Here is an 11,842-nt window from a genome sequence, read left to right as displayed (position 1 = left end):
GCGGCTTAGTCGAAGTCCCGATCGGCACCGACCGATCCGGGCCAAGCCGGGGGCGAAGCACCTATTGCCGGCTCGTTGTCCCTGAACCGAAGACGTCCAGCCACGCAAGGACACTCTCAATGAACATGTTCCTCAGATCCATCGTCATAGCCGGCGCGCTCGTCGGCACCGTGACGATGACACCGGCCGCCGATGCCGCCGGCAAGTACGACGGCCGCGGCAACGCCGATGCCGGGGCCCCTCGCGCCGGCGGCAAATGGAGCCGGAACAAGGACAAGGTGCAGCTCGGCCCGCGTCCCTACTACCTCGTCGACCAGATGACGGAAGGGCGGCTGAAGCGGAAGCTGCAGCAGTGCGCCAACCGCCAGTTCACCAAGCGCAAGTTCTCGATCGCCCATCGCGGCGCGCCGCTGCAGTTTCCCGAGCACACCGAGGAAGGGTATCGCGCCGCCGCGCGGATGGGCGCCGGCATCATCGAATGCGACGTGAGCTTCACCAAGGATGCCGAGCTCGTCTGCCGCCACTCGCAGTGCGACCTGCACCAGACGACCAACATCCTGGAGACGCCGCTGGCCTCGACCTGCGAGGTCGGCTTCCGGCCGGCCGAGTTCGACGCCAACGGCAACCGGATCAAGTCCGCGACGGCCAAGTGCTGCACCAGCGGCCTGACGCTCGCCGAGTTCAAGTCGCTGAAGGGCAAGATGGACGGCCGCAACACCAGCGCCACCACGGTCGAGGAGTACATGGCCGGCACGTCGAACTGGCGCACCGACCTCTATTCGACGGGCGCCACGCTGATGTCGCACAAGGAGAGCATCGCGCTGTTCAAGCAGCTCGGCGTCGAGATGACCCCGGAACTGAAGGGCGTCGACAGCGCCGTCGGCTTCGGCGACTCCGGTCTGACCCTGGAGACCTATGCCGCCAAGATGATCCAGGACTACATCGACGCCGGCGTCTCCCCGAAGAAGGTCTGGCCGCAGTCCTTCGGCTACGAGGCCATCGAGTACTGGCTCGACGAGTACCCGGCCTATGGCCGGCAGGCCGTCTTCCTCGACAGCCCCGCCGACGCCCTGTCCGGCAACACCCCGCCGTCGGTCGCCGATTTCGAGGCGTTGTACGACCAGGGACTGCGGGTCATCGCCGTGGCGATGCAGAATTTCGTCACGCTGGACGCCAACAACAACATCGTCCCCTCCGACTACGCCAAGAACGCCAAGGCGGCGGGCCTGAAGCTCATCGCCTGGACCACCGAGCGGTCGGGCCGCATCGTCGAGGATGTCCTGCCGGGGAGCGGCGGCTACTACCGGACCACGCTGGACGGGCTGTCGAACGACGGCGACATCATGACCACGATCGACGTGCTGGCGCGCGATGTCGGCCTGATCGGCCTGTTCTCGGACTGGCCGGCGACGACGACCTACTACGCCAACTGCATGGGCAAGAAATAACAGACGAAACGGGCGCCGGGATGACCCCGGCGCCCGCCTTCGAATTCTGCCCGTCGCGCTGCTTTCGGCGCGCCTTTCAAGGGCGCGCCGTCTTCGTCAGCGGTCGACGCCGCCCATCAGCATGTATTTGATGTCGATGAACTCGTCGATGCCGTAGTGCGAGCCCTCGCGGCCGATGCCGGATTCCTTGACGCCGCCGAACGGGGCCACCTCGGTGGAGATCAGGCCCTCGTTGATGCCGACGATGCCGTATTCGAGCGCCTCGGCGACCCGCCAGACGCGGCCGATGTCGCGGCTGTAGAAATAGGCGGCCAGACCGAATTCGGTGTCGTTGGCCATGCGGACCACGTCTTCTTCCGTCTCGAACCTGTAGAGCGGCGCAAGCGGACCGAAGGTTTCCTCGCGCGTGACGACCATATCGGAGGTCACGTTCTTCAGGATCGTCGGCTCGAAGAAGGTGCCGCCAAGCGCATGACGCTTGCCGCCGAGAACGACCTCGGCACCCTTGTCGACGGCGTCCTTGATATGCTCCTCGACCTTGGCGACGGCGGCCTCGTTGATGAGCGGGCCCTGGGTGACGCCCTGCTCCACGCCCGGGCCGACCTTCATTTTGGACACCGCCTCGGCGAGCTTTTCGGCAAACGCGTCATACACGCCCGACTGGACATAGAGACGGTTGGCGCAGACGCAGGTCTGGCCGGCGTTGCGGTATTTCGAGGCGATCGCCCCTTCCACCGCCTTGTCGAGATGGGCATCGTCGAAAACGATGAACGGCGCATTGCCGCCGAGCTCCATGCCGACGCGCTTCACGGTCGAGGCGCACTGCTGCATCAGCAACTTGCCGATCTCGGTGGAGCCGGTGAAGGTGACGACGCGGACGGCCGGGTTCGAGGTCATCTCGCCGCCGATCGCCGACGCCTTGCCGGTCAGCATGTTGATGACACCGGCGGGAACGCCGGCCCGGGCGGCGAGCTCGGTCAGGGCCAGCGCCGTCAGCGGGGTCTCGCCAGCGGGCTTGCACACGGCGGTGCAGCCGGCGGCGAGCGCGGGGCCGAGCTTGCGGGTGATCATGGCGGCGGGGAAGTTCCACGGCGTGATCGCGGCGACGACGCCGACCGGCTGCTTGACCACGACGATGCGGCCGTCGGCGCGATGGCTCGGAATCACGTCGCCATAGATGCGCTTGGCTTCCTCGGCGAAGAACTCGACGAAGGAGGCGGCGTATTCCACCTCGCCGGCGGCCTCGGCCAACGGCTTGCCCTGCTCGCTCGTCATGATGAGCGCGATGTCGTCCTTGTTCTCGATCATCAGATCGAACCAGCGGCGCAGGATCTTCGCCCGCTCCTTGCCGGTCCTGGCGGCCCAGGGCTTGAAGGCGGCGCTGGCGTGGGCGATCGCCTGGCGGGTCTCCTCAGTGCCGAATTGCGGCACCTTCGTGATCTCCTCGCCGGTCGCCGGATTCGTCACCGGCGTCACGCCGGAGCCGACCCATTCGCCGTTGACGTAGCACTGGCTCCTGAGAAGCGAGGGATCCTTGAGCTGCATGAAAATCCTCCGGATAATCCGACCTGGGGGCCGACCCGCGGGCCAACCTGCAGACCGCGGTCTTGTGGGCTAAAACGGTTCGGAGCGCTACCTAGCACGGCCATGGCTGCCCTACCATGCCGTTTCGACGCGGCCAGCCGGACGGGCGGGAACCGGACGGGCGGAAACAGGTCCGGGGCGACGACGCGCCCGCGGGCCTAGCCGATATAGGGCTGTTCTGTGACGGGATCGATCAGCGGACCGGGTTCCGACCGGCGATCGACACCCAGCCATTTGGCCATGGCGCCGCGTCGGCGGTCGGGACCGAAATAGCCCGAAAGGTCGAGGAAGCCGCGGCGGTCGTGAACGATCGAACGGACGCGCTCGCCCAGCGCCTTCGGCGAGAACGGGCACGCGAGAAACTCGTCGACGCCGGCGTCGCGGACCGCGGTGACGGAGGCGACGGTCGCCTCTTCCATAATCGCGACAACCGGCATGAAGGGATGAGAGAACGTCTCGCGGTCACGGATCAGGCGGCAGAGCTGCAGGGCGTTCTTGTTCGCACCCGAGAACTTGACGAACAGGATATCGGGCGCGCCGGCGATACCGATGTTCCCGATCGCCGCCTTCGGGCTCGCGTAGGCCACGACATTGTGGATGCCGGTCGATGCCGCGATGCTCTTGAAGATCGAGACGCCGAACTCTTCGCCGTCGACCAGCGCGACCTTGAAATCCTTGAATTCACTGCCCGATCGTTCGATCCGCATTTCCTCCTCCAATCCACCGGCCGCGGCCCGGCCGTCAGCGAGCCGCCCGGCGACAAACCCCAGCGAGAAACCATGGGGTGCGCTTCAGGTCAGCCGGCCGCCCGCAGCCGGGTCGGCGTCGGCGTCGTGGTGCCCTTCGCGTCGTCGGTCTCGCGCCAGGCCTCCACCATTCTGTCGGCCATGCTGGCCGGCAATTTGAGACGCCTTGCCCGCGCCTGGGCGATCGCGCTGACCGCCGGCTCGGTCGCGCCGAGCGATTTGAGCAGCGCGACGATGGCCGCATGGTCGACCTGGAAAAGCGCATTGAGGACGGCGCGCGGCTTGAGCCGGGCAACCTCGCCGAGGACGCGGGCGAGGTTCTGGTATCGGTTCTCGCGCGCCAGCCGCATGATCACCGAATCCAGGTCGAGATGCCCGTCGCGGATCTGCGCGACAATGGCCTCGGTCTGCAGCCGGTGCTTCGACTGGGCGACCTTGAGGGTCCTGGCCGCCGCGTCGGCCTTGCCGACCGGCCCGGTTTCGGCCCCGGAGTCTTCGGCGCCGGAGTCTTCGGCCATGAGCGCGGCCAGCCTGTCGCGGTGCCTGGGCGGCAGCATCTTCAGCGCCCGCGCCGCGCTCGCGAGCGGCATGTCGGCCCGGTACGACACGGCCGACTGCAATTCCGCATCGTCAGCGGCCTTGTCGATGATCCTGTCGAAGGTTCCCTTCGAGAGTTCCGCGCCGAGATTGCGCGTCACCGAGCACACGACACGCGGCTCGCCGCGGTCGACCAGCACGTCCGTCACCCGGGCGCTCAGAGCCGCGCGCTTCGCGATCGCATCAAGGTGGTCCTGGGACTGGCGGCTGGCGATGTCGGCGAGCGTCTCGTCGTCGAACAGGATGCAGTCTCGCAACACCGTCGCGGCGACCGCGATCTCGTCTTCGGCAAGCCGCAGGTGCAGATCGCCGGTGGCGCGGTCCGTCGTCGCGATCTTGCGGGACAGCTCGATGCGACCTTCGAGGTCGACCTGATCGAGCAGATCACCGATGACCTCGCCGAACAGGACCAGCTCACGGTCGGAGTAGTCCTGTTCCTTGTCTATAAACAGGCTCGCCATCGAGCGCAGCAGCTCGCGCCGCTTGTCGCCCGACGATTCCCTGGCCAATACGAGAAGCGAGGCCATCATGCGAGGCGCTCCAACCATCCACATCGGACGCAGAGAAGAGCGCAATCTTGCTTAACGCTGAGTAAACCGGTTCGGTCGGCCGATGCCGGCCCGGCAACACACCCTCAGGCGGCGTCTTGCTGGACCGACCTGCGCGCCAGCGTAAACCGCAAGGCGCGTTGCGCCGTCGGCTCGTCGAGTTCGCGCCAGCGATCAACCAGGTGATCGGCCATGGACTGGGGCAGATTCAGGCGGCGGCACCGCATGATCGCCACGGCCCGCACCGCGTCCTCGTCAACCTCGAGCGACCGCAGCAATATCACCGCCGGCGCCGCGTTGACCTTCAGAATCGCGCCGGTCGCCACGGCCTCGTCGATACGCGAGAAATCGCTCAGGACGAGCGAAAGATCGAGAATGCGATCGCGCTCGGAGAGCCATACGATGACCTGCTCGAGCGTCATTTCCTTTTGGCGAACCTGGCGGATGAGCCCCTTGGTCTCGAGGCGCTCCAGCGCACGGCTCATTTTCTTCTGCTTGGTGAGCGCCGCCGCCTTCTCCATCAACGGCCTCACCGCTTCGCGGTCGGCCGCCAGAAGGGCGGCGAGCCGGATGCGCGCGTCCTCCGGCAGGAGATTCAGCACCGTGTCGGCGACCTGGCGCGGCATGTCGGCGCGATAGGACATCGCGTCCAGCAGCGTGTCGTCGGTCCTGGCGTGATCGGCCAGCGTGGCGAAGGACGAGGTCGAGATCGATGCCCCGAAGTTGCCGGTCACCGCCCTCAGGACCGGGGATTCGCCCTTGGCGATGAGGATGTCGGTCACCGATTCCGTCAGGGTCTCGCGCATGGCGATGGCGAGCCGGTGCGCCTGCCCCTTGTGCTCGGCGATGTCGACGAGGACCTCGTCGCTCAGATGCCTGGAGTTGCGAAGGACGGGGCCCGCGACCTCGACTTCGTCGTAGGCGAGGAACATGTGCAGCGCCTCGCCGGCGTTCGGCGCGTCCGACAGACGCTCCGCGATCTCGGCCCGGGTGGACTCGTCGACCTGCTTCAGCAGACCGGTCAGGACGTCGGTAAACAGTACCAGGGAGCGGTCGCTATAGGTCTCGACATCGTTCAGGAACAAATCGGCGACCTCGCGCAGAAGCTGCCTGCGCTTCTCGGGAGCCGGATCCTGGGAAAGGGCCACCAGATCTTCAATCATCGTACGACTCTGCCACCAAATTCGCGCGGAACCGTCATCCGCCTCTTGCTCCACACCTGTATCGGGGCGACGTAAACATTCGCCTCTCGTATCGATTAAAACTTGATTCACGGGAGTATTCCGGCGGTTCCAGCGAACACGATTAATCAAGCCATAAACTTAGCTGACTACAAAACAACCCGATCCCCGCGCAGAATTCATGAAATCGGAAAGTAATACTCGCGGAACGGCACGATCGTAATTCCGCTGTACGAACTCGAAATCAGCAAAGTGTAGAAAACCTTAAGCGGGCAATGTCGAATTCACGGCGGAACGCCTTCCGACGATCCGTCAGCATCCGCCTTAAAGCAACGCCCGATCCCGATTGCCGTGCACCAGGAAACGACAGTACGGCCGGCGCCAACGGCGCCGGCGCGGACCGTGGCCGACCGCCCTACGGCTTGTGGCCGGTGGTCCCGTCCTGGTCCGACGCGGCATTCGGCGCTGTGTCCGCCTCGTCGCCCGCCTCCTGCGGCGATTGCCGGAACTGGGCTGCGGCGGGCTCGGGCCACACCGATCCGCCACGCGGCGGCAGCTCGGGCGCCGGCCTGGGAGGCGACGGGCGTTTCGCCTGGGGAATATCGGCCTCGAGCGCGGACTTGATATCGTCCCCGAGCGCCGCCGTCCGTGCATCGTCTTCCGGCGTGCTTATCTCGGGCACGACTGTCCCGGGCACGCCTGTCTCGGTTTTGCCGGCCCGCGCCCGCAGGCCGGCACGCAAGAGCGACACCGCAGGCGACGCCTGCGGATCAGGCGCGGACGGCGTCTGCACCTGTGGTGCCGGTGGTGCTGGTGGTGCCGGCGGAATCGCTGCCGGTTGGGTCTGCGCACGCGGTGTTTGCGCCGGTGGTGTCTGGACGCGCGGTGTTTGCGCCGGCGGCGATGGCATTGGCGGCGATGGCATTGGGGGCGATGGTTTTGGGGGAGTCTGGGCCGGGGCGGCCTGCGCAGGTCGAGCCAGCTTCGGTGGAGCCTGCTTTGGCGGGGCCTGCTTTGGCGGGGCCTGCTTCGGTGTGGCGGCCTTCGGCGACGCACCGCGCTTTCGGAACGGAATGAACGCGAAAGCGCCCGAGGATTCCTTCGGCCGGCGGGTTTCCAGCACGGGCTCGTCGATCGTGCGCTGCCCGATCGGCACGGAGAACCGTCCCGCGGCCGAAGCCCACAGGCCGAGCCCGGTGAAGAAAAGCAGCACCGATCCGGTCGCGTAGAGCTTCAGGACCTCGAACACCTGCTGCGGCGTCGTCACCCCCGATCGGCCGAGGCGGGCGCCTGCATCGGGAATTCCGGGCAAGACCCAGACCTGCACGACGAAGGCGACCAGCAAAGGCAGCCCGACCGGCAGGACCATCGCGGCGATGCCGGCGTAACGGGCAAGCCGCCGGTCCGGCCGGCCGACGAATTCACGCCAGGCGGTAAACGCGGCGAGCACCGGAACCGCATAGAGCCCCAGCAGAAGGATCAGGAGCACGCGCGCGAAACCGGCCGCAAGACGCGGCAAAGGATCGGCTCCGGAAATCGCGATCAGCGAATCGAGTGATTCGGACATGTGGCCGATCAGCTCTGGAACCTGGAACAGCGATATCCGCAGGTCGCCAACGGCATAGGCCCCGACCAGACACGCCAGCAAGATCAGCAGCGCAAAGGAAAAGACCGGCCGCGCCATGAAAAACCGGGCGGGCGCCCAGTCGGCAACCACGGATACCGGCGCCGCCAGGGCGTCGGTTTCCACCAATCGCGACGGCGCAACGCGATAGACGTCGCGCGCGCGGTCGCCATCCGGCTCGAAATCAACGGAATCGCCCTTACGCGGCGATCCGCGATCGCGCCAATCGGTGACCTGGAAACGGTAGCGCCGGCCGCTGTCGGCGCGCAAAACGATGGTCTCGGTCTCGATTTCGTATCCGAGCACGACGCCCTTCATCGACTCGATCTCCACGAATCCGCCCCCCACGGGACGGTTAGCACAGCTTCGCCCGTCGGCTCCATATGCTATAGGCGCTCGACACAACAGAACTTGGGCGCAATGTCCTGCCCGCCCATTCGCTGACATCAAGAACGGAGATATGCATGCCGGCTCCTGTCGCCGTCTTCGACCTCGACGGCACTCTCGTCGATACCGCCCCGGACCTGCTCGCCACCCTCGACGTCGTTCTTGTGGCGGCCGGCTACGAGCCGCTGCCCGAGGAAAAGGCCTTCGGCACGATCGGCCACGGCTCGAAGGTGATGATCGAGCATGCGCTCGATCTGCAGAACGTCGAGCCGACGGAATCGCTCGTGAAGCCGATGTTCGAGCATTTCCTCGCCCATTACGCGGAGAACATCGTGGTCGGCTCGCGCCCCTTCGAGGGCGTGACCGAGGCCCTCGACCGGCTGGCGGCGGAGGGCGCGGTGCTCGCCGTGTGCACCAACAAATACGAGGACCTGTCGGTCAAGCTGCTCGACGCGCTCGGTCTGTCCAGGCGATTCGCGGCGATCGTCGGCGCCGATACGCTGGGTGTGCGCAAGCCGGACCCGGCGCATCTGCTCGGCACCATAGAACGGGCCGGCGGCGACAGGGCGCGCGCGGTGATGGTCGGCGACAGCCGCGCCGACATCGACGCGGCCAAGGCGGCGCAGGTGCCGGTCATCGCCGTCGATTTCGGATACACCGACACGCCGGTGCGGCAACTGGGGCCCGATCACGTGATCTCGCACTACACCGCGCTCTACGAGTTGGCCGCGCCGCTGCTCGGATTGTCCCGGGTCTAGACAGCATGTGGCGCCGGACCGCTTGACTTGGCGCCATGCCGGTCCTTATATCCCGGCGCGTCGGGCGATTAGCTCAGTTGGTAGAGCACAGTGTTCACATCGCTGGGGTCGCGTGTTCGAGTCACGCATCGCCCACCATTTCCTTTCCGACCTCATCCACTGCCCGGGAATCAGGACCTGTCCTGATGTCCCCTGCCGCGACGCCGGCCGGTCCGCTCTTCCGTACGGCCCGGTCAACCGTCGTGCGCGGTTAACGCGGCGCGCGCCGGTGAGAGAACTCCCCAGCAACGGAAAATGGCCGCAGAGTCGGGTTTCGAGCGGAACCTGCCAGCCCCGCGGGTGTCCATGACACCATAAGCGGGAAACAGACCGCGACGACCGACTGTACACCTGCGTTTTGCTACCTCCCGCGCGAACCAAAAGCGGTATTGCTGGACGCCCCGCAAGCGGCATACGGTGGGTCAACACGCCGGTTCTGGCGGACATAAAACGGCCTGCAAGGCCGTTCAAAATAGGGCATTCCAAAGGGGCCACGGTCAAAGGAGCACAGCGGTGGAGCTGGCCGATCAGGACGGTCAATTCGTCATCCGGACAAACCGCGATTCCGCCGTGCCCGACGGGACCACGAGGCACCTGCTAGCATCGGTTGCGGTCGACACGATCGGCAACCTCGACACACTGCCGGTCTTCGACCGTTCCGATCGGCAGATCGGACTGCTGATCGGAACGGTCGTCGACACGGACCGCAAGGCCGTGCTCCACGATGCCCTGCGCCTGGACGAGAGCCTGGAAACGGGCGGCGACGTCGACCAGTTCGTCGAGAATCACGTCTACCGCCTTGCCGGAAGCTTTCTCTTCGTGCTCGACCACGGCGGCAGGAGACGGGTCTACCTGGACGCGAACGGAACCAAGTCCCTCGTCTACGACCCCTCGTCGAAGCTGGCCGGGGCGACGGCGACCGTCCTGCTCGACGCGCCGGAATACGACAGCCGCTTGCGGCACGACCTTCTCGACGCGCTCGGGGTTCGCAGAGGCGGCACTCTTCCCGGCGGACTGACGGCGCATCGCGGCATATTCCGGCTGCTGTGCAACCACTATCTCGATCTCGACAGCTGGGACGCGACGCGCCATTGGCCCAAGGCCGGAATCGCGCAGACGGCGGACGTCGCCGCGACCTGCAGGACGATCGTGACCGAGGTGAAGAACACGATCGAGGCGCTGATCAAGGAGGGAGACGTCCACGTCGCGCTGACTGCGGGACACGATACCCGGCTGGTCCTGGCGTGCTGCCGCGATTTCGTCGACCAGATCACGTTCGTCACGTTGCAGGTGCCGGGAGACGGGATCGACATTCAGCTCGCCGGGGAGCTGTCCGAGAAATTCAATCTGCGCCATCGCGTACTGCCCTTCGTCAGGACAGACAGCGAGGAAGCCGAACGGTGGCAGAAGCGCGCGGGCCACGCGGTTTGCGGTCCGAACATGGACTTGTATGCCGCCGTCGCGCCTCTGAAGGATTGCATCTTCGTCGGCGGCGCGTGCGGTGAAATCGGCCGCGGCTGCATCTGGTTCGGCGCAACCGACGCCACCCCGATAGACGCACGACAGATGGCATCGCGTCTCAAGCTGCCGATGCATCCCGAGGTGATCGGCACGATCGAAAACTGGCTGGCTCCGATCGATCATCTCGGCAGCCTGTTGAAACTCGACCTCGCCTACATGGAGCTCAGCATCCATTGCTGGGTCTTCGTTCAGTCCTACACGAAGCCCGGCCACGTCGAGATCAATCCCCTGATCTCGCGCAGACTGTTCACCGCGATGCTTTCGCTGCCGCCGGACGTCCGGCTCAGGAACGGGATGATCCTGCGCTGCATCGAGGAGGCGTGGCCCGACGTGGCGAGCGTCCCCATCAACCGGTACGGAAACTGGCGCGACAAGACCGCCAAGCTCCGCCATGCGATTTCCGATCCCAGGCGCGCCATTCGCAAGGCGCGCCAGCTGGCAAGCATCCTCATCGGCTAGCCCGGGGCACAACCGGTCCGGGCACCGCGAGGCGCCATTTTCCGTGTCAGTGGAAGTTCCGTGTCAGTGGAAGGGATTGCGACCGGGCGTTTCTTGGGGGGATGCGCCCCGCGCGATCGCTCAGGGCGCGACCGGCGCGCCGGTGACGTCGTCGACGTTTCCAGACCACTCGTCGGGCATGTAGCCGTAAAACGCGTTGTAGCCGTAGAAGCCCTTGCCCCAGCGATTGTTCGTGATCCGGATGTTGCCGACCGGTTTGTCGGTCTTGCGGGGATCTATGTACATCGTGTAGCCGCCGCCGGTCATGAGATTGCCGTCGATCACCCAGTTTTCCAGCGCGCCGAACTCGTTGTTCAGCATCAGCGCCGATGTATCGGGGTTCTCGTTCGTCAGCGTGTTGTTCAGGATCTCGACATCGGACCCGCCGTTGCACTCGATCGCATCGAAGTGGGCCTGGGGGCCGCCGGCCAGTTCGTGGATGAAGTTGCCCTCCACGCGGGCCGGCCCCCAGATGTTCAATCCGTTCTCGAAGCCGTGGATGTTGTTTCGCACGAAGGTGCCGTAGCCCAGCACGCCGTTCACCGTCGTACCGTTCCCGATCAGCTCGCTGTCCTCCAGACGGAAACCGGTATTGCCGTCGATCACATAGATGAGGTGATAGGGCGTCGCGGATTCGATACGGCTGTTTCGGATCGTGACGTCGTTTGCCTTCACGACGATGTTGCCGACGATATCGATTGCCTCCAGCACAGTGCCGTCGGTCGTGATCTCGATCGTCCCGGACTGTTTCGACAGCGCGGTTCCGGGCGGCACGCCGGTATTCGTTTCGTCCGGATAACCTGCCGGTGCGGCCTGCGCGAAAGCCTGCGGGATCGCGCCAGACGCGGCGATGGCGAGCGCGACGGCGGCCGCGAGGAGCATCGTCTTGGGAAAGTCCATCAGGATGACTC

At 65.8% G+C, this 11,842-nt stretch carries 9 protein-coding genes and 1 tRNA gene; 4 read left to right on the top strand and 6 right to left on the bottom strand.

All coding sequences use genetic code 11. From position 1 onward, the window contains the following. Positions 1-119: 119 nt before the first annotated feature. Entirely contained in the window at positions 120-1,448 is a 1,329-nt protein-coding gene (locus ACSF9G_RS08260) for a glycerophosphodiester phosphodiesterase family protein (protein WP_436640398.1), read from the top strand. Between the two features lie 96 nt (positions 1,449-1,544). On the opposite strand, the gene ACSF9G_RS08255 is transcribed toward ACSF9G_RS08260, so the two are convergent. The 5 genes from ACSF9G_RS08255 to ACSF9G_RS08235 all read right to left on the bottom strand — a co-directional run bounded on the left by ACSF9G_RS08255 (position 1,545) and on the right by ACSF9G_RS08235 (position 8,061). After that, the gene (locus ACSF9G_RS08255; protein WP_436640396.1) at positions 1,545-2,993 is read right to left on the bottom strand and encodes an NAD-dependent succinate-semialdehyde dehydrogenase; all 1,449 of its coding nucleotides are present in this window, start codon (positions 2,991-2,993) and stop codon (positions 1,545-1,547) included. 197 nt (positions 2,994-3,190) lie between these two features. Next, positions 3,191-3,739 (bottom strand): response regulator, encoded by a 549-nt coding sequence (locus ACSF9G_RS08250; protein ID WP_436640394.1) that lies wholly within the window; start codon positions 3,737-3,739, stop codon positions 3,191-3,193. Between the two features lie 89 nt (positions 3,740-3,828). Beyond that, positions 3,829-4,905 carry a DUF2336 domain-containing protein gene (locus tag ACSF9G_RS08245; protein WP_436640392.1) on the bottom strand — a complete coding sequence of 359 codons (1,077 nt, stop codon included), beginning with the start codon at positions 4,903-4,905 and terminating at the stop codon, positions 3,829-3,831. Positions 4,906-5,009: 104 nt separating this feature from the next. Then, positions 5,010-6,086: a DUF2336 domain-containing protein gene (locus tag ACSF9G_RS08240; RefSeq protein WP_436640390.1), complete on the bottom strand. Its 1,077-nt coding sequence runs from the start codon at positions 6,084-6,086 to the stop codon at positions 5,010-5,012. Positions 6,087-6,519: 433 nt separating this feature from the next. Then, positions 6,520-8,061 carry a hypothetical protein gene (locus tag ACSF9G_RS08235; RefSeq protein WP_436640373.1) on the bottom strand — a complete coding sequence of 514 codons (1,542 nt, stop codon included), beginning with the start codon at positions 8,059-8,061 and terminating at the stop codon, positions 6,520-6,522. A 131-nt stretch (positions 8,062-8,192) separates the two neighbouring features. Between ACSF9G_RS08235 and gph the strand changes: the two genes are divergently transcribed. From gph to ACSF9G_RS08220, 3 genes are all read left to right on the top strand, one after another. Further along, positions 8,193-8,873: a phosphoglycolate phosphatase gene (gene gph / locus ACSF9G_RS08230; RefSeq protein ID WP_436640358.1), complete on the top strand. Its 681-nt coding sequence runs from the start codon at positions 8,193-8,195 to the stop codon at positions 8,871-8,873. A gap of 62 nt (positions 8,874-8,935) precedes the next feature. Next, positions 8,936-9,011: transfer RNA gene (locus ACSF9G_RS08225), tRNA-Val, on the top strand. Between the two features lie 414 nt (positions 9,012-9,425). Further along, positions 9,426-10,892, top strand: coding sequence for a hypothetical protein (locus ACSF9G_RS08220; protein ID WP_436640356.1), 1,467 nt, complete (start codon positions 9,426-9,428; stop codon positions 10,890-10,892). A gap of 120 nt (positions 10,893-11,012) precedes the next feature. Here the strand turns inward: ACSF9G_RS08220 and ACSF9G_RS08215 are convergent, their stop codons facing one another. Continuing rightward, positions 11,013-11,831: a hypothetical protein gene (locus tag ACSF9G_RS08215; protein WP_436640354.1), complete on the bottom strand. Its 819-nt coding sequence runs from the start codon at positions 11,829-11,831 to the stop codon at positions 11,013-11,015. Positions 11,832-11,842: the final 11 nt, after the last annotated feature.

It is taken from the genome of Microbaculum mangrovi (genome assembly GCF_051390635.1).
Classification (GTDB): domain Bacteria; phylum Pseudomonadota; class Alphaproteobacteria; order Rhizobiales; family Tepidamorphaceae; genus Microbaculum.
This window is presented reverse-complemented; position numbering and strand designations above follow the sequence as displayed.